Origin of the sequence: Diaphorobacter ruginosibacter (genome assembly GCF_014395975.1) — a bacterium.
Taxonomy (GTDB): Bacteria; Pseudomonadota; Gammaproteobacteria; order Burkholderiales; family Burkholderiaceae_C; genus Diaphorobacter_A; species Diaphorobacter_A ruginosibacter.
The window spans coordinates 3,000,922-3,019,520 of the sequence record NZ_CP060714.1 but is presented as its reverse complement, the minus strand read 5'-3'; the positions used below and the strand labels follow the sequence as shown (position 1 = coordinate 3,019,520).

At 65.1% G+C, this 18,599-nt stretch carries 17 protein-coding genes; 10 read left to right on the top strand and 7 right to left on the bottom strand.

Annotation, left to right across the window (positions count from 1 at the left end):
• Positions 1-756 precede the first annotated feature (756 nt).
• From H9K76_RS13680 to H9K76_RS13645, 8 genes are all read left to right on the top strand, one after another.
• The gene (locus tag H9K76_RS13680; protein WP_187595955.1) at positions 757-1,737 is read left to right on the top strand and encodes a quinone oxidoreductase family protein; all 981 of its coding nucleotides are present in this window, start codon (positions 757-759) and stop codon (positions 1,735-1,737) included.
• 23 nt (positions 1,738-1,760) lie between these two features.
• Entirely contained in the window at positions 1,761-2,609 is an 849-nt protein-coding gene (locus H9K76_RS13675) for a TauD/TfdA dioxygenase family protein (protein ID WP_187595954.1), read from the top strand.
• A 9-nt stretch (positions 2,610-2,618) separates the two neighbouring features.
• Positions 2,619-3,224, top strand: a complete 606-nt coding sequence (locus H9K76_RS13670) for an RBBP9/YdeN family alpha/beta hydrolase (protein ID WP_187595953.1) — start codon at positions 2,619-2,621, stop codon at positions 3,222-3,224.
• Positions 3,221-3,910 carry a DsbA family oxidoreductase gene (locus tag H9K76_RS13665; RefSeq protein ID WP_187595952.1) on the top strand — a complete coding sequence of 230 codons (690 nt, stop codon included), beginning with the start codon at positions 3,221-3,223 and terminating at the stop codon, positions 3,908-3,910. The genes H9K76_RS13670 and H9K76_RS13665 overlap by 4 nt, the downstream gene beginning before the upstream one ends.
• Positions 3,907-4,281: a Rieske (2Fe-2S) protein gene (locus H9K76_RS13660; protein WP_187595951.1), complete on the top strand. Its 375-nt coding sequence runs from the start codon at positions 3,907-3,909 to the stop codon at positions 4,279-4,281. The genes H9K76_RS13665 and H9K76_RS13660 overlap by 4 nt, the downstream gene beginning before the upstream one ends.
• Positions 4,282-4,323: 42 nt before the next feature.
• Positions 4,324-5,982, top strand: coding sequence for a fatty acid--CoA ligase (locus H9K76_RS13655; RefSeq protein ID WP_187595950.1), 1,659 nt, complete (start codon positions 4,324-4,326; stop codon positions 5,980-5,982).
• A 406-nt stretch (positions 5,983-6,388) separates the two neighbouring features.
• Positions 6,389-7,609, top strand: a complete 1,221-nt coding sequence (locus H9K76_RS13650; protein ID WP_187595949.1) for a porin — start codon at positions 6,389-6,391, stop codon at positions 7,607-7,609.
• Positions 7,610-7,728: 119 nt separating this feature from the next.
• A complete protein-coding gene (locus H9K76_RS13645; protein WP_187595948.1) occupies positions 7,729-9,093 on the top strand; it encodes an MFS transporter in 1,365 nt (454 codons plus the stop codon).
• A 111-nt stretch (positions 9,094-9,204) separates the two neighbouring features.
• Here H9K76_RS13645 and kce read toward each other — a convergent pair whose 3' ends face one another.
• From kce to H9K76_RS13620, 5 genes are all read right to left on the bottom strand, one after another.
• Complete coding sequence (kce, locus tag H9K76_RS13640; RefSeq protein WP_187595947.1) at positions 9,205-10,140, bottom strand: 3,5-dioxohexanoate:acetyl-CoA acetone transferase; 936 nt, start codon at positions 10,138-10,140, stop codon at positions 9,205-9,207.
• Between the two features lie 80 nt (positions 10,141-10,220).
• Positions 10,221-10,979 (bottom strand): SDR family NAD(P)-dependent oxidoreductase, encoded by a 759-nt coding sequence (locus H9K76_RS13635; protein WP_187595946.1) that lies wholly within the window; start codon positions 10,977-10,979, stop codon positions 10,221-10,223.
• A 98-nt stretch (positions 10,980-11,077) separates the two neighbouring features.
• Positions 11,078-11,506: a carboxymuconolactone decarboxylase family protein gene (locus tag H9K76_RS13630; RefSeq protein ID WP_187595945.1), complete on the bottom strand. Its 429-nt coding sequence runs from the start codon at positions 11,504-11,506 to the stop codon at positions 11,078-11,080.
• A gap of 8 nt (positions 11,507-11,514) precedes the next feature.
• Positions 11,515-12,501, bottom strand: a complete 987-nt coding sequence (locus H9K76_RS13625; RefSeq protein ID WP_187595944.1) for a Bug family tripartite tricarboxylate transporter substrate binding protein — start codon at positions 12,499-12,501, stop codon at positions 11,515-11,517.
• A 98-nt stretch (positions 12,502-12,599) separates the two neighbouring features.
• Positions 12,600-13,658 carry a beta-keto acid cleavage family enzyme gene (locus H9K76_RS13620; RefSeq protein ID WP_187595943.1) on the bottom strand — a complete coding sequence of 353 codons (1,059 nt, stop codon included), beginning with the start codon at positions 13,656-13,658 and terminating at the stop codon, positions 12,600-12,602.
• A gap of 145 nt (positions 13,659-13,803) precedes the next feature.
• On the opposite strand from H9K76_RS13620, the gene H9K76_RS13615 reads away from it, so the two are divergent.
• The gene (locus tag H9K76_RS13615) at positions 13,804-14,772 is read left to right on the top strand and encodes an AraC family transcriptional regulator (protein ID WP_187595942.1); all 969 of its coding nucleotides are present in this window, start codon (positions 13,804-13,806) and stop codon (positions 14,770-14,772) included.
• Between the two features lie 92 nt (positions 14,773-14,864).
• On the opposite strand, the gene H9K76_RS13610 is transcribed toward H9K76_RS13615, so the two are convergent.
• A complete protein-coding gene (locus H9K76_RS13610) occupies positions 14,865-17,111 on the bottom strand; it encodes a xanthine dehydrogenase family protein molybdopterin-binding subunit (RefSeq protein ID WP_187595941.1) in 2,247 nt (748 codons plus the stop codon).
• Between the two features lie 5 nt (positions 17,112-17,116).
• Entirely contained in the window at positions 17,117-17,599 is a 483-nt protein-coding gene (locus H9K76_RS13605; protein WP_187595940.1) for a (2Fe-2S)-binding protein, read from the bottom strand.
• 91 nt (positions 17,600-17,690) lie between these two features.
• Here H9K76_RS13605 and H9K76_RS13600 point away from each other — a divergent pair, with 91 nt between their 5' ends.
• Positions 17,691-18,581, top strand: coding sequence for a LysR substrate-binding domain-containing protein (locus H9K76_RS13600; protein WP_187595939.1), 891 nt, complete (start codon positions 17,691-17,693; stop codon positions 18,579-18,581).
• Positions 18,582-18,599: the final 18 nt, after the last annotated feature.

Genomic DNA, 18,599 nt, shown 5'->3' with positions numbered 1-18,599 from the left:
TGGATCTGCTGCGCCGGTGCGCTGCAGCTCATCGTGGTGTCCACGCTCTGGGCCTGGATGCCGAGCTATTTCAACCGATACCAGGGCATGGACGCGGCGCAGGCCGCACGGCATGCGGCGCTCGGCGTGCTGTGCTGCGCAGCCGGAGCCCTGTTCTGGGGCTGGATGGCCGATCGCGTGAGCCTGCGCACGCCGCGCAACAAGCTGCTGCTGATGTGCGCGGTCACGGTGCTGACCTTCGTCGTGTTCTCCACGGCATTCATGGCGCCCCTGGTGGTGGGCACGCAGTACGCCCTGATCCTGCTTGGCTGCTTTCTCATGACCTGCACGGTGGGCGTGGTGACCAGTTCGGTCCTCAACGTGACCCATCCCAGCCTGCGCGCCACGGGCAGCGCCGTGCTCGCACTGTTCCAGAACCTGCTGGGCCTGGCGATCGGGCCGCTGGCCGGAGGGGTGATTTCCGACTACTGGGGACTGAATGCCGCGCTGGCGACCCTGCCGGCTCTGGGATTGCTCAGCGCTGCCTGTTTCTGGAAGGCGTCGCGCACCTATGAGGCCGATATGGGCCGCGTAGCCACCCGCGTGGCGAATGAGGAGCGGGCCGCGGCACGCGCCGGGCGTACCGATCACGCAGGCATGGACGGCGCACAGGCACAGCCCGCCTGAGCGCAGGCCGCATTCCTTATCCCTACGGGTGCGTTGCACCTGCCGTTTTTCGATTTTTTCTCGACGTTCTGTTCACAGGAGTAAGCAAGCATGGCAAAGATGATCCGTTTTCATGAAGTAGGCGGCCCGGAAGTTCTGCGTTATGAGGATGTGGAGGTCGGCCAGCCCGGAGCGGGGCAGGTACGCCTGCAGCACGGGGCTGTCGCGCTCAACTTTGCCGACACGTATTTCCGCTCGGGTCTGTATCCCGCTCCGATGCCCTCGGGTATCGGCAGCGATGCCTGCGGCACGGTGACGGCGGTGGGCGAGGGCGTTACGGCCTTCAAGGTGGGTGACCGCGTGACCTATACCGGTGCGCACAATACGCTGGGGGCCTATAGCACCGAGCGGTTGATCGACGCTTCGGCACTGATTGCGCTGCCCGATGCCATCGACTTCGAGACAGCGGCTGCCATCACCATGCGCGGTCTCACGGCGGCCTATCTGATGCGCCGCATCCACGAGTTCAAGGGGGGTGAAAGCATTCTGCTGCACGCCGCCGCGGGCGGTGTCGGCCTGCTGGTATCCCAATGGGCCAAGCTGCTGGGGCTCACGGTGATCGGCACCGTGTCCTCGGAGGCCAAGGCCGAGGTGGCCAGGGCCCACGGCTGCGACCATGTCATCAACTACAGCCACGAGGACGTGGCGGCGCGTGTGCGCGAAATCACCGCAGGTGTGGGTGTCGACGTGGTGTACGACAGCGTGGGCAAGGACACTTTCGAAGGGTCGCTGAACAGCCTCAAGCGCCGGGGCCTGATGGTCTGCGTGGGGACGGCATCGGGAATGATTCCGCCGTTCAATCCGCAGATCCTCGCGATGAAGGGCTCGCTGTTCCTCACGCGCCCCGCATCGGCCGACTATCTGGCCGATCGGAGCGAACGCGCGCAGCTCGCCGAGGAACTGTTCGGCCACGTGGTGGCAGGTCGCATCCGCGTGGACATTTCCAGGCGCTACGCGCTCGCGGACGCCGTGCAGGCGCACCGCGACCTGGAGGCGCGAAAGATCATCGGCTCCGCCATCTTCACCGTCTGACCGCCATCCGAGGAGGCCCTTCCATGCAAGTAGAACAACTCACCTGCGCCATCGGCGCAGAGCTCACGGGCGTGACGCTGAGCGACGCGGTGCACGACGATGCGCTGTTTGCAGAGATTCGCAAGGCACTGCTCAAGCACCGTGTGCTGTTCCTGCGCAACCAGGACATCGCGCGCGCGGACCACGTGGCGTTCGCGCGCCGGTTCGGCGACCTGGAGGACCATCCCGTGGTCGGGTCCGACCCGGAGCACCCGGGCCTGCTGCAGATCTACAAGACGCCTGAAAGCCCGCCGGAGCGCTACGAGAACTCCTGGCATTCGGACACCACCTGGCGCGAGGTGCCGCAGTTCGGCGCGGTGCTGCGCTGCGTGGAGTGCCCGCCCGTGGGCGGCGACACCATGTGGGCCAACATGGTTCTGGCCTACGAGCGCCTGCCGCAGGCGATGAAGGACCAGATCGAGGACCTGCGTGCGCGCCACAGCATCGAGTGCACGTTCGGTGCCGCCATGCCCATCGAGAAGCGCCTGGCGCTCAAGGAGCGCTTTCCCGATCCGGAGCATCCCGTGGTGCGCACGCACGCCGACACCGGCGAGAAGATCCTCTATGTGAACGGCTTCACCACGCACTTCACCAACTACCATACGTCAGCGCGCGTGCGCGTGGGCCAGGACCACAGCCCGGGCGCATCCGACCTGCTGCGCTATCTGATCAGCCAGGCGCAGATTCCCGAGTACCAGGTGCGCTGGCGCTGGAAGCCCAACAGCATCGCCATCTGGGACAACAGCGCGACCCAGCACTATGCGGTGATGGATTACGCGCCATGCCATCGCAAGATGGAGCGCGCAGGCATCGTCGGCACCCGTCCGGTCTGAGGAGGGCGCATGACGAACCGCTATCCCGACGACATTACTTTCGTGCTCGTTCCCGGCCTGCGCGACCATGTGGAAGACCATTGGCAGACCCATCTGCAGAAGGAACTGCAGGACGAACTGCAGCGCGCAGTCACGGTGCCGCCGCTCGAGCACGACAAGCTCAGCCGCGAAGCCCGGGTGCAGGCGCTGGTACGCACGCTGGACGGCGTGCAAGGGCCCGTGGTGCTGGTGGCACACAGTGCCGGCGTGATGACCACCGTGCACTGGGCGCTGAGGTCGGCGCAGCAGTCTGAACAGCAGCACGGCCGTCCCATCCTGGGTGCCTTGCTGGCAACACCCGCGGATGTGGAGGAGCCGATGCCGGCGGGCTACCCCACGGTCGACCAGCTGCAGTCCCATGGCTGGACGCCGATTCCCCGTCAGCGCCTGCCATTTCCCGCATGGGTCGCGGCGAGCCGCAACGACCCGTTGGCAAGCTACGCGCGCGCCGAGCAGATGTCCAGGGACTGGGGCGCGGAACTGGTCGATCTCGGCGAAGTGGGTCATCTGAACCCGGCGGCCGGATTTGGAAAGTGGCCCGGTGTGCACGCATTGCTGCGCAGGCTTGTCGCATGATGGATTCCCACATGTCGGTCGGGCCGTCAACTGCTGCACCCAGGGTTGTGCGCGTGGACTACATGCTCGACCTGATCTGCCCGTGGTGCTGGATCGGCCTGCGCAACCTGCGCATCGCCATGGACGCGCTGCAGGAGGACGAGACCGATGCGGTGGTGCAGATCCAATGGCATGCCAGTGCGCTGATTCCGCAGATTCCCGCAGAAGGGCTGCCCTACCAGCAGTTCTACGATGCGCGCCTTGGAAGCCGCGAGGCGGTCATGGCCCGCCGCGCGCAGGTGCAGGCCCATGCGGACACCGTGGGCCTGAAGCTGGCGTTCGATGCGATCACGCGCTTTCCCAACTCCGTGCTGGCCTGCGCGCTGGTGAACGCGGCGCAGCAGCAACTGCCCAGGGATGCCATGTGCGATTTCGTCGAGAGCATCTACGCCGCCTACTTTCAGCAAGGGAGGGACATCGGCCAGCCCGGGGTGCTGGTACGGCTGGCGCAGGATGCGGGAGTGAATGCCTCGCCCGATCACTGGCAGTCTTCCAGCCCGCCACATGCACCGAGTGCCGTCAATGGCGTTCCGCACTATCTCTTTGGCAACCGGTGGGCACTCACCGGCGCGGTGTCGGCAGGCAATCTGCTTTCGGCGCTGCGGCAGGCCCTGCATCAAGCTCCGCAAGAGAGGGGGCGCGCATGAGCGATGCATCGACCTGTCCGCTGTCCTCCTTACCGTCGTCCTCACCGTCCTCACCGTCCTCCTGCCTGCGTGCCGGCCGGGCCGCGGACCTGGCACCCGGCGGCCGCAAGCTGGTCTTTCGCGAAGGAGCCGAGGCCATTCTGGTGATGAACATCGACGGACGCTTCTACGCACTGGACAACAGCTGCCCCCACGCGGGCGCCTCGATCGCCAGCGGCTCCTGCGAAGGACATTCCCTGAGCTGCCCCGCGCACGGGTTGACCTTCGACGTGCGCAGCGGGCAATGCACGGCATCTCCGAACCTGCGGATCCGCACGCATGACGCGCAGGTGACAGATGGCGAGTTGATCATTCGACCGAATGAGCCATAAACCAGTTACAACGCTTTTTTCCCTCTTCACCGACCGAGTGACATGACACATTCCGAACAGCACCTGCTTCAGCCGACACCATCGGCCTACACCTACCCGTTGCTCATCAAGCAACTGCTGCTCAATTCGATGAGCCTGCATGGCGACCAGGAAATCACGTACCGGGGCGACATGCGCTACACCTACCGTGATTTCAACCGGCGCATCGCTCAACTGGCGAACACGCTGACCGCCCTGGACGTGCGGGCCGGAACCACGGTGGCGGTGATGGATTGGGACAGCCATCGCTATCTCGAGTCGTACTTCGGCATTCCCATGATGGGCGCAACCATGTTCACAGTGAACGTGCGCCTGTCGCCCGCGCAGATCCTCTACACGCTGGCCGATGCCGATACCGAAGTGCTGCTGGTGCACACGGATTTCCTGCCGGTCATCGAGCAGATCCGTGACCAGCTGCCGTTGCTGCGCCACATCGTGGTGCTGTCCGACGACGGCAAGCTGCCGGAGCACAAGCTGGCGCTGGCGGGTGAATATGAGGCACTGATGGCGCAGGCGGGGACGCAGTACGAGTTTCCCGAGCTCGACGAGAACACCAAGGCGGTGACCTTCTACACGACGGGCACCACGGGTGACCCCAAGGGCGTGTGCTACAGCCATCGCCACATCGTGCTGCACGCGATGGCCACGGCCCTGAGCGTGTGTTCACCCGGCGGATCGCAGCGCCTGTCGACGGCCGATGTCTACATGCCGATCACGCCCATGTTCCATGTGCTGGGCTGGGGGTTCCCTTACATCACCATCATGCTGGGCCTGCGCACGGTGCTGCCGGGACGCTACCTGCCCGAGGTGCTGCTCAAGCTGCGCGAAACCGAGAAGGTCACCTTCTCGCACTGCGTGCCGACCATTCTCCAGATGCTGGTGAGCGGTGCCGAGAAGACCGGGCAGGACCTCTCGGGGTGGAAGGTCATCATTGGCGGGTCCGCATTGCCTCCGGGGCTCTGCGAGGCCGCGCTCGCCAAGGGCATGGACGTGTTCGCGGGCTACGGCATGTCCGAGACCGGCCCGGTCGTGTCGCTGGCGCTGACCCCTGCGCGCGGCGCCCCCGCCACGCACGCGGATGACCTCAAGCTGCGTTGCTCCACGGGCCGGCCCTCGCTGATGGTGGATTTCCGGGTGGTCGACGAGGAGATGCGCGACGTGCCGCGCGACGGCGTATCGCGCGGCGAAATCGTGCTGCGCTCACCGTCGCTCACACCGCTGTACTTCAAGAAGCCCGAGGCCTCGGAGGAACTCTGGCGCGGCGGCTACCTGCATACGCAGGACATCGCCGTCATGTACCCCGATGGGGTGGTGCAGATCGTCGATCGCCTCAAGGACGTGATCAAGACCGGCGGGGAATGGGTGTCCTCCATCGAGGTGGAAGGCCTGATCACGCAGGTGCCCGGCGTGCAGGAGGCGGCCGTGATCGGCGTGCCGGATGCGAAGTGGGGCGAGCGACCGATGGCCTTCGTGGTGGCCGCAGGCGATGTGGACGCCAAGGCCGTGCGCGAGCATCTGCTCTCCCATGTGCAGGCCAAGCGCCTGAGCGCCTATGCCGTTCCCGAACTCGAGCGCATCCTGTTCGTGGGGGAGATTCCCAAGACCAGCGTGGGCAAGGTCAACAAGAAGCAATTGCGTGTGGATGCTCCACAGGCGGCATGACGCGTTGACCTCATGATTTGTTGACACCTTCCAAGGTGCTTCGGCCTGCCGGATGTTGCTATCCATCCGGCAGGCTTTTTTTGTTGGCTAGATCTTTTTGAGGGCGGAGGCCCGGGGGACAGTCCCGGCCTCTGCCCTAAAACATAGAAAGCAGGACTTGAACCAGCATGCCGTCGTGATGCCGGGTGCGGACGAGATCGTAGCGCGCCCCTACCTATCGCAATCCCGTAGTGGCGCGAACTGTGAAATCTATGGCATCAAAAGCGGAAAACGCAAACGGGCGCGGCCCGACACTGCCATCCACATTGCAGTGCGGGACAACGATGGATTCATGGACTCGCAGCCCGCACGGATGTGACCACGATCATCGATCTACAAGACCCGACGCGTTCATTCAGGAGACAACGTGAAAACAAGACAATGGACTGGCCCCCTGGCCGCATCCGCGGTACTGGTGTCTGCCTTGCCGGCCTTCGCACAGAGCAGCGTGACCATCACCGGCGCGATGGATGCCGGCATTCTCAGCATGTCCAACTACAGCAAGGGCGTAGGCTACCTGCCCACCACGGCGCACGAAGGCTCGGACGTCCGCATGAAGGACGGAGGCCTGGGCTCCAGCAACATGGGATTCAAGGGAGTGGAGGACCTGGGCGGAGGACTCAAGGCGACGTTCCACCTGCAAGGCAATCTGAACCTGACCAACGGGAACACGGGCGGGCCCAATTCGAGCGGCACGACCTCGCATTTCAATCAGATGTCCACCGTGGGCCTGTCGGGCAGCTTTGGCGAAGTCAAGCTGGGCCGCCAGTTCTCCCCCATGGCCTGGTCGATGATGCATACCGACGTGCGCGGCATGCGTTACTTCGGTTCCGCGCTGACGGCGCTGGTATCGATGAATGCGGCCAGCAAGGCATGGATCGGCAACAACTCCAACGTGGCGTACGGCACGATCTATGACGACAACACCATCGCCTACACCACACCCGTGTGGAACAACCTGAAGTTCGACTTTGCCTACTCGTTCGGCGAGGGCGGCGGCAAGGCGAACTCGCAGCAGTCGGTGACCGCGCTGTACAGCAAGGACGGCCTCAAGCTCTCGGCCCTGTACTACAACGGCTACGGCAACAACTTCGGGACTGCCACGGCGCTGTACACCGCGGCAGCCAATGGCGATGCGGCGGCCGGCCAGCGCGCAGCCCGGGCGGCAGGCTTCTCGCCCACGGCCAACACCAACCGCCTGTACTCCGTGGGTGCGCTCTACAACGTGGGCGCCTACACATTCGGCAGCCAGTATTACGCGGCGCGCAACCCCTCGCATGCGCTCATGCCGGGTGGCTCGGACAGCCTGGACATGCTGAACCTGGGCTTCGGCTGGAAGCCCATGCCCCTGCTGAACATCCTGGCCGGCTACTACTACGTCCGCGACAACAAGAACGAAGGCCACAAGGCGACGCAGTTCGTGGTGGGTGCGGAATACATGCTGTCCCGCCGTACCTGGTTCTACCTGCAGGGTGCCCATGTGACGAACAAGGGCGAGAACATGGCGCTCAGCCCGATGTATGCCACCCCTGTTGCGGCGGACAGGAATGTACGCGCCTTCATGGTGGGCATGCGCCACACGTTCTGACCACGGTACGCGCTGACTGCAGAATCCGCAGGCAGCACCTTCATCGTCCCGCCCGATTCTCTTGCACCCCGTGGTCGGGCGGGTGATATCAATCCCTGGTGCGGGATGGAGCTTCCCCCATGATCACTCCCCAAACGAACGACGGATCCCCTGTGCAATTCGACTCCACGGTGAGCCGCCCGCGGGCATGGTTTGCCTTTGCGATGATCTTTCTGCTGATGATGTCGGACTACATCGACCGGCAGATCATCGTTTCGCTGTTTCCGCATCTCAAGGAGGAGTGGGGCCTGTCCGACAAGCAGCTCGGCGGCCTGGTCTCGGTGATCTCCATCGTGGTCGCGCTCGGCAGCATTCCGGTGGCGTTGCTGGCGGATCGCTTCGGCCGCGTCAAGAGCATCTTCGTGATGGCATCGATCTGGAGTGCCGCCACGATCGCCTGCATGTTTGCGCGCAACTATTCCCAATTGTTCGCCGCGCGCGCCGTGGTGGGGCTGGGCGAGACGGGGTACGGCTCGGTGGGCTCGGCGCTGATCAGTGCGCTGTTCCCCAAGCGCCTGCATGCCACGCTGCTGGGGGCCTTCTTCGGTGCAAGCTCGGTGGGCGCGGTGCTGGGGGTGGTGCTTGGCGGCGTGATTGCCGAGCACTGGGGCTGGCGTGCGGCATTTGGCGCGGTGGGCTTTCCCGGCCTGCTGATGGCCCTGGGGTTCCTGCTCGTGCCCGACTACAAGAACGTCATCGTGAAGATCGCCCCCACGCTGGACAGCAAGGGCCCGGCGTCGCACCTCACTCGCATGTTCAAGACCCTGAGCCGTGGCCCGACCATGTGGGTGCTCTGCGTGGCGGGCTCGTTCCAGATGATCGTGGTCTCCGCGATCTGGTCCTGGGCGCCCAGCTTCTTCAACCGCTACCACGGGATGCCGCCGGCCACGGCGGCCAAGTATGCGGCCGTGCTGGTGCTGTTCGGCGCGCTGGGCGCGATGTTCTGGGGCTGGGTGGCTGACCGCATCAGCCGCGAGCGTGGTGCGAACAAGCTGGTGATGCTGTGCGTGACCACCTCACTGACCGCAGCGCTGTTCATCGCGGCCTTCACGCTGGCGCTGCCGCAATCGTCGCAGTTCGTGCTGATCCTGGCGGCGGCGTCGATGATGACCTGCACTGTCGGCGTGTCCGTGAGCGCGATCCTCGATGTGACCAACCCCGGCCTGCGCTCCACGGGTGCTGCGGTTCATGCCTTTGCCATCAATCTCTTCGGACTGGCGGTCGGCCCCTTCCTGGGTGGCGTGATCTCGGACCACTGGGGCTTGCAGACGGCACTGGCGGTGATTCCTGCAGCGGGATTCCTCGCATCGATCTTCTACTGGAAGGCATCGCGCTCCTACGAGGCGGATGCCCGTGTCGCAGCCGGTACGGTACAGCAGGAGAGCCCTGCCGAGGGTACCGGCGGGAAGGCCGATGACGCTCCCCTTGGCGGAGCGCGTGCTTGAGCCCGCTCTTGTGACGCACGGCTCCTGACGGCGTAAAAAAACCAAAGGCTGCGGGGTGTTCCCCGCAGCCTTTTTTGCTGCCCTTCATCGCATATGGGGCAATGGAGTCGCTCAGAACCCCACGGCGTTCCTTCCCTTCAACTGGAGCATGGCACGGGTTTCGTCGGGCGTCGCGATCTCGAGGTTCAGGCCCTTGAGAATGTCCACGATGCGCTGCACCTGCTGCGCATTCCCGGTGGCAAGCCTGCCCGGGCCGTCCCACAGCGAATCCTCCAGGCCCACGCGCACGTTGCCGCCCATGGTGGCCGACAGCGTGGCCAGCGGAATCTGGCTGCGGCCGGCCCCGAGAACCGACCAGTGGTAGTCATTGCCGAACAGGCGCTCGGCCGTCCGGCGCATGTGCATCACATCATCGGGATGCGTGCCGATGCCGCCCAGCAGACCGAACACCGACTGGATGAAGAACGGCGGCTTGAGAATGCCGCGGTCGATGAAATGCGCGGCGGTGTAGAGGTGACTGGTGTCGTAGCACTCGATCTCGAAGCGCGTGCCATGGTCCGCGCAGGACTCCAGGATGTAGCGGATCTCCTTGAAGGTGTTGCGGAACACCCGGTCTTCGGAACCTTCGAGATAGGGGCGCTCCCAGTCATGCAGGAACTCCTTCTGCCGCGCAAGCATGGGGTAGAGGCCGAAGTTCATCGAGCCCATGTTGAGCGAGGCCACCTCGGGTTTGAGCTGCAGGGCAGGCTGCAGGCGCTCTTCCACCAGCATGTTGGGCGCACCGCCCGTGGTGATGTTGACAATGGCATCCGAGCGCTTCGCAATCCCGGGCAGGAACTGACGGAACAGGTCCGGGTCCTGCGACGGCTTGCCATTCTGCGGATCGCGCGCATGCAGATGCACGATGGCGGCACCTGCCTGGGCGGCGGCGACGGCTTCGTCCTCGATCTGCCGGGGCGTGATGGGAAGGTGGGGGGACATCGACGGGGTGTGGATGCCCCCGGTGATCGCGCAGGTCACGATCACCTTGTTCTGTACTGCAGCCATGAGGTTTCCTTTGACGGGAGAGTGGAGAAGGGGGAGGGATGCAAGGGGGGCAGGGGGAAGACGCCGTTGCGCCTTTGCATCTACATGGCCGTCTTGCCGCCATTCACGGCAAGGATCTGGCCCGTGATGTAGCTCGCAGCCGGCGAGGCGAGGAACAGGATGGCGTCCGCCACCTCCTCGGGGGTGCCGATGCGGTTCATCGGAATGGTGCCCGCCACCATCGGCAGGTTCTGTGCGCCGCCCGCGATGCGGTCCAGCATCTCGGTGGCGATGGGGCCGGGCGCCACCGCGTTCACGCGCACGCCGTACGCGCAGGCCTCCAGCGCCACGGACTTGGTGAAGCCTTCGATGGCATGCTTGCTCGCCACATACATGGGCGCAAGCGCGTTGCCCCGGCTGCCCATGGTGGAGGACAGGTTCACGATGGCACCGGATCGGCGCGCGGACATCACGCGCATCTCGTGCTTGAGGCACAGGAAGGTCCCCAATGCATTGGCATTGAAGGCCGCTGTGTAGGTGTCAGTGGTCTGCTCCATGATGGAGCCGCGCACGCCTTCGAGGCCGGCACTGTTGACCGCCACGTCGAGGCCGCCGAAGTGCTGGACGCAATGGTCGACCAGCTGCGCAACCTGGGACTCGTTACTGACGTCGGCCTGCACGAATGCCGCGTGCGCGCCGAGTGCGGTCAGCTCCGACTCGAGCTGCGCGCCTGCCGCCCGGTTCCTGCCGCTGACGACCAGCCGGGCGCCCTGGCGGGCCAATGCCAGTGCGGTCGCGCGGCCGATGCCGGCGGTGGCGCCCGTGACGAGCACCACCTGGTTGTCGAACTGTCCGGTCATGGGAAATCCTTCCTGAGAAAAGAATGGGTGAATGGAATGAAAAAGGCCAGCCAGTGCGTCACTGACTGGCCCTTGGCCGTTGGGGGATGGGCGGCGGCTCAGTCCCGGCTGGCGGCATCGCCCCGCGCTGCTGCGGACTGAGCCTCGTAGCGGGCCACTTCCTCGAGCAGCATGGGAGCCCCCATGCTGTTGGCATGCAGGCCCAGCACGCTCACGCCCTGCAGCACGGCAGCGATCTCCTCCTTGGTGGCGCCCAGTTCCAGCGCGCGGCGGATATGGCGGCGCGTGCCGGGGCCGTACATGTGGGTGCAGGAGGCATCCACCGCGATCGAGATGAATTCCCACACCTTGGGTTCGATGAGCCCTTTGGTCATGGGGTGCATGGCCATGTCGAGGAATTTCTCTGTCCAGACAGGGTCGAGCTCGGTGAAGCTGTTCCACTCCGGGTTCCAGTAGCCGTTCTCGCGCAGGCGATCGCTGATGGGGGTGGAGGGCTGGGGGGCGTGGGTGGGATTCTTGTCGTTCATGCAGGAGCTCATGGCTGGTAGTTCATGGCGCGCAGGGCCTGGCCGGTGCGTTCGTTTTCACGTTTCAACGTGTCGGCCAGCTCGCCCATCGTCTGCCGTGGATTGCCCGCATCCATGCCCAGCGCGGCAAGCTGGCTCTTGACGGAGGCGGACGCAACGGCCTTGAGCAGTTCGCGGTGCAGCCGGTTGCGGATGTCCACGGGCACGTCGGGTGTGGACCAGACCGATGTTCCCATGATCTGGCTGAGGTTGGCATAGCCCGCTTCGGCCAGCGTCGGCACGTCGGGAATGAATGGCGAGCGCTCGGGCGAGGTCACGGCCAGCGCGCGCACCTTGCCTGTCTTGGCAAGGGGCAGGGTGGTTCCCATGCCGTCGAACATGAACTGGATCTGCCCGCCCATCACGTCCGTCAGGGCGGGGGGCGACCCCTTGTAGCCGACATGCTCCATGTCGAGGCCCGCAGCCTTGTTGAATTGCATGCCCTTGATGTGCGAGAGCGTGCCGGGGCTGTAGGAGGCATATGAGATCTTGCCGGGATGCGCCTTTACATAGGCGACCATGTCCGCAACGCTCTTCACGGGCAGCCGGGGATCGGTGACCAGTACCAGGGGCACGCTCGCCACTTCCGCGATGGGTGCGAGATCCTTGAACGGGTCGAAGCGGAACTTGTAGCTGTAGGGACCTTCCGTCACCAGCGAATTGGGCGAGAGCACGAAGGTATAGCCGTCGCGTGCGGCCAGCATGGCCTCCACGGCGATGATGCCGCCGGCGCCGGGCTTGTTCTCGACGATGACGGCCTGCTTGAGATCCTGCCGCAGGCTCTCCGCGATGGTACGCGCGATCATGTCCGAGGCACCGCCCGCGGGGGCGGGAACCATCAGGCGGATGGGGCGCTCGGGCCAGGAACTCTGCGCCATGGCGCATGTTCCCGCCCATGCGAGAAGCATGGCGGCCATGCACGTACGGCGCGTGAACGGGGGAGCGATGAAAGTCATTTGTCTCTTCCTGTCTCTTCATGCCGCGCCGCAGGGAACGGCTCCCTGCGCGCGTCTTTGTGTTTTTTCTCGTCAGGGATGGCTGGCCGCGCGGCGGCTTACGCCACCTTGCGCAGGAAGCCCTGCTGGCCGCCGTTGCGGTTGGGTGCAAAGCCGTTCTTCTCGAGCGTTTCCTCCACGGTGTCGTAGAACACGCCGATCTGGCAGATCTCGCGTGCCTGCTGGGGCGTGGCGATGGGGCGGCTGCATTCCTTGGCGATGCGCACGAGTTGCTCGATCTGGGCGACCGTGCCCATCTTTTCGGTGCGCGTCTGGTTCCACAGGTTGTCCTCGGTGCCGCAGCGCACGTGCAGGCCCATGGCGATGCCCATGATGTTGATCGGCAGGACGTTGAGCACCGAGCTCTCCACGGTCAGCACGGCGCCGTCGGGCACGGCGCGCACGAAGTGGGCCAGGCTGTAGATGTTGGGCGCGTCCATGCCGCCGCCGATGGCCACCCAGTTCAAGACCAGCGGACCCTTGTAGATGCCGCGGCGCATCAGGCGCTCGACGGACTCGAAGCTGTTGATGTTGTAGCACTGGAAGGCGCTCTGGATGCCCGCGGCGGAGAGGCGCTTGATGTGCTCCTCGGCCCAGCCCGGTTGTGCGGGCACGGTCATTTCCTTGTAGGCGTTGAACACGGCCGGGTCTTCCATCGAGGTGCCCTTGATGTCGCGCGCATCGAACTGCTCAAGGATATTCATCTGCGAGGTGTTGATGGTCACCGTCACCTGGTCGGGCTTGGGGTCGAGCTCGGCCAGCATGTGGCGCGTATCGTCCGACAGCCACTTGGCGGCCGCGCCTTCGCTCTCGGGCGCGAAGCTGATCGAGCCGCCCACCTGGATGATCATGTCGGGCACGCGTGCGCGCACGCCGGCGATCAGCTCGTTGAACTTGGACAGGCGCTTGCTGCCCTTGCCGTCCAGCTCGCGCACATGCAGGTGAAGCACCTGTGCGCCCGCGTTGTAGCAGTCCACGGCCTTCTGGATCTGTTCTTCCATCGTCACGGCGATCTCGCCGGGGAAGTCATCGGGCATCCACGACGGCGCATAGGGCGCGGCCGTGATGATCAGGGGCTGCTGGTTTTCGGGAAAGAGGTGGCCGTCGAGGAAATTCATGGTGGTCTTCCGGTTCTGTGGTTGGGTCGGGAGTGGAGGCGAAAACTGCGCCAGGCACGGATCGGAATTTAGGGAGATCGTCCCTCTGATGCTTGACGTTTTGGGACAGTGGTTTATCCTTTTGGGACACCAAGGGAAAACCTGTATGACGGCACTGATGCGCAGCGCGAGCCTCACCCACTACGCCGATCTCGCCGAAAGCGTGGGTCTGGTGCCGCACGAGATGCTGGCGGCGGTAGGGCTCTCGAGAACCTGTTTCGATAGCACGGAATTGCGTATCCCCGCGGCGTCGGTGATGCGGCTGATGGAGCTGTCCGGCGAGATGTCGGGGGAGGAATCGTTCGGCCTGCGCCTGTCCGTCACGCGGCGGCTGTCGTCATTTGGCGTCGTCGGCATGCTGGCGCGCGACGAGCCCACGCTGCGCCAGGCGCTGGACACCCTGACACGCTACCTCTACCTGCACAACGAAAGCCTGACCACGCGAATCCACGAGTACGGGGAGGTGACGGTGATCGAGCAGCTGTTCCTGCCTTCGGTTGGGGCAGGGCGGCAATCGGTGGAGCTGGCACTTGGCGCGCTGTACCACACGCTGTGCCTTGCGCTTGGCAAGGAGTGGCAGCCGCGCAGCGTGAGCTTCATGCATCCGCCGCCCGCCCACCTGTCGTGGCACCGCAGCATCTTGGGCAGCAATCTGCTGTTCTCGCAGGACTACAACGGCATCGCGCTGTCCACATCGGACATGGACGCGCCGCTGCACTTTGCCGACCCCGCCATGCGCCAGCAGACGCGCCAGCTGGTGCGCGATGACCTGTCCGCCACCGCCATGAGCTTTCGCGACGAGGTGGAACAGCTCATCACCGCGCTGCTGCCCACGGGCCGATGCAGCGCCGAGCAGGTGGCGCTGCAGCTGGGCGTGGATCGCCGCACGGTGCATCGCCGCCTGTCCGTGCAGGGAACCACCTTCATCCAGCTGCTGAGCGAGATCCGGGAGGAGCAGGCCCAGCGCCTGATGGCTTTTGGCGACCGCCGGCTCACGGACATTGCCGGGCTGCTGGGCTTCAGCAGCCTCAGTGCGTTCTCGCGGTGGCGGGCGGGACGCAGCGAGGCGAAATGAGGAACACCGATACGGAATCGATGAACCGGAGGAGGGCAGCCGCAGCGGCTGCCCTGGCCACGGCCGCCACGGCCCTGGCTCTGATCGAGTGATCAGGCCTTCATCACGAGCGGCGTGCTGCGCTGGCGCTTGCCGGTGAGGTTGAAGATGGCGTTCGCGATCGCCGGCACGACGCCCGGGTTGGAGAGCTCGCCCACGCCGCCGGGCTTGTTCGTGTCGCCCTGCAGGATCGTGATGTCGACCTCGGGCATGTCCGACATGCGCACCACCGGATAGTCGGTGAAGTTGCTCTGCACGACCTTTCCGTTCTCGATGTCGAGCTTGTCATACAGCGCGTGGCCCAGGCCCCAGACGATGCCGCCATAGATCTGCTCCTCCACGCCGCTGGGCTGCACCGCCAGGCCGCAGTCGACCACGCAGGTGATGCGCTTGATCGCGATGTTCTCGCCCTGTTTCTCCACTTCGGCCACGATGGCGATGTAGCTGGTGTAGCCCTGGTTGGTCGCGATGCCCAGTGCACGGTTCGCGCCCAGCGGCTTGCCCCAGCCCGCCTTGCTGGCGGCGAGATCGAGCGCCGCGACGTGGCGCGGCCTGTCCACCATGTGGGCCTTGCGGAACGCAAGCGCATCCTGGCCCGCGGCGTGCGCGAGCTCGTCCATGAAGCTCTCGGTGGCGAAGACATTGGGGATGAAGCTCACCGCGCGGTACCAGCCCGTGGGCATGCCGGTCTCGTGGCGCACCCAGCCGATGTCGGTGTTCGGCACCTTGTAGGCATAGTCCCAGGCGGTGATGGACTCGGTGGTGCTGTAGTCCATCTTGTCCTTGCGGTCGAAATAGCCGGGCTCCCACATCTCGGGCGAGGCCGGTGCCACCGCGCGCATCTGCAGCGCCGTCAGCCTGCCGTTCTCGTCCACGGCACCCGCGAGCTTCGAATAGCTGGCCGCGTGGTAGTAGAGCTGGCGCATTTCGTCCTCGCGGCTGTACATCAGCTTCACGGGCTTGCCCGTGGCCTTGGCCAGGTAGGCGCCTTCGATGAGCCAATGCCGCGCCTCGCGCGCGCCGAAGCTGCCGCCGCCCGTGAGGTCGTGCAGCACGATGTCGTCCGGCCCCAGGCCTGCCACGGTCTGCGCCGCCGTCAGCGCGTTGCTCGGCACCTGCAGTCCGGCCCAGAAGTGCATCTTGCCTTCGGCCAGTTGCACGACCACGCACTCGGGCTCCAGGGGAAGCTGTGCCTTGTAGGGCATGAAGTATTCCGCCTCCAGCACCTTGCCGCCCTGCTTGAGCGCGTCGGCCACATTGCCGCTTTGCACGGTGGGCACCAGCTCGGCCTTGCCGCTCGCGAGAAAGGCCTTCTGCTGCGCACCGACCTCGTTGCTGTTGAACCCGGCGAATTCACCGTCGTTCCATTCGACCACCAGGGCGTCGCGTCCGCGTTTGGCCGCCCAGTAGCTGTCGGCCAGCACGGCGACGCCTTCCTGGTTGCCGCCGAGCAGGTCGGCCGGTGCGGCAGGGACCTTCACGACCTGGCGCACGCCGGGCACGGCCAGCGCCTGCTTGTCGTCGATGCTTCTCACGCGGCCATTCACCACCGGGCTGTGCGCGATCACCGCGACCAGCATGCCCGGCAGCTTCACGTCGATGCTGTACTGGTGCTGGCCCGTGACCTTGGATTGCACGTGCAGCTTCTGGCGATGCTTGCCGATCAGCGTGAACTGCTCGGGATTCTTGAGCTTGATTTCCGTGGGCACCTGCAGCTTCGCGGCCTTCTCGGCAAGCGCTCCGTAGCTCAGCTTGCGGCCCGTGGGCTTGTGCACGACCTGGGCGTTCTGCGCCACGCACGCGCTCTCGGGCACCTTCCACTGCTGGGCGGCGGCCTGGACCAGCATCATGCGCGCGGCCGCTCCGGCCTTGCGCAGCGGCTCATACTCCAGCATCACGCTGGTGCTGCCGCCGGTGGAGAACACCTTCCACTGCGGGTGGATGTAGGCCTGGAAGAACGGGTGGCTGGGCGGAACCACTTCCACCTGCGAGAGCGCCACGTCGAGCTCCTCGGCCAGCATCATGCCGAGCGAGGTGTGCACGCCCGTGCCCGAGTCATGCTTGTGCACGATGAGGCGGATCTTGTTGTCGGGGAACACACGCACCCAGGCGTTGGGTTCGAACTGCGCGCTCGCGCCTGCAGCCGCCATGGCAGCGTTGTGGGCCTTGCTCTTCGTCTTGGCCTGCAGTGCGGGCAGGTGCAGGCCGATGGCGAGACCCGCGCCGATGCTGGCGGAGGCCTGCAGGAACTTGCGGCGGTCGGTGGTGGGGGACTCGGGAGTTGCGGTCGTGGTCGTCATGGTGTTCACTCCTTGCTCGCGTGCTGTGTACAGGGCGCGGTGGCCGTGCCGGCCGCTACCTTGATCGCACAGCGGATGCGCCCGTAGGTGCCGCAGCGGCAGATGTTGCCCGACATGGCGCTGACGATGTCCTCGTCGGTCGGCTTGGGCGTGCGCTTGAGCAGTGCTGCCGCCGACATCAGCTGGCCCGACTGGCAGTAGCCGCACTGCGGCACGTCGAGCTGCACCCAGGCCTTCTGCAGCGGGTGGTCGCCGTTTTTCGAGAGGCCTTCGATGGTGGTGACGTGCCTGCCTTCGCACGCGGAAACCGGCGTGATGCACGAGCGGATGGCCTCGCCATCCAGGTGCACGGTGCATGCGCCGCACATGCCGACGCCGCAGCCGAACTTGGTGCCGGTCATGCCGATCTGTTCACGGATGACCCACAGCAGCGGGGTGGTGCCATCGGCATCGACGGCATGAATTTGGTGGTTGATCTTGAGTTTCATATGCCGGTTTCATCGAGAGACGGCGGCAGTATGTGCAAAAGCGATGCAAGCGTAAAATTCTTTCAAAACACCTGATTGATATCAAAAAAATATGGATTTGCGCCTGCTCCGGTATTTCTCTGTTCTGGCGGAAGAGTTGCATTTCGGCAGGGCGGCGGCCAGGCTGCACATCTCGCAGCCACCGCTGAGCAAGCAGATCCGGCTGCTGGAGGAGGAACTGGGCACGCCCCTGTTTTCACGTTCGCAACGGCGCGTGGAACTCACGGCCGCGGGCGTGGCGCTCAAGGCCCAGGCCACGCTGGTCTTTCGCCAGATGGATCAGGCCGTGGGCATCACGCGCCAGGCGGGGCTGGGGCAGTGGGGATCGTTGAGGGTGGGGATGATCAGTTCCATCATGGCAGGCGTGCTGCCGCAGGGGCTGCATGAATTCCAGAAGCAATATCCCGACGTGCACTGGTCCCTGCATGAACTGCAGCCCAGCGAACAGATCGAGGAACTGCGCCAGCACAAGCTCGACATCTGCCTGAACCGGGCGGAATATTCCGATCATGAACTGGTCAGCGAGGCGCTGAGCACCGAAGCCATCGCCGTGGTGCTGGCGCAGGACCACAAGTTAGCAGGGCGCAGCCGCATCCGGCTCAAGGAACTGGCGGGACAGCGATTCATCAGCTATCACCGCGGGCAATCGGCGTTCGCAAGCACATTGCACCGCTCCTGCATGGAGTCCGGCTTCGAGCCGCAGATCTACCAGGAGGTGGTGGAGGTACAGACCCTGCTGAGCCTGGTACAGGCCGGCCTCGGTGTGGGCCTGCTCCCCGAATCCACCCGGGAATTCAGCCCGCAGCGCGTGGTCTACCGGGAGCTCGTGCAGCCCGCGCTGACCTCCACGCTCTACGCCACCTACAGCCGGCACCAGCTCTCGCCCGCCACGCAGCTGTTCTTGCAGACGCTGCGCGGGGTCGTGCAGTCACGCGGGCTCTGACACGATCCAGGGGCCGTG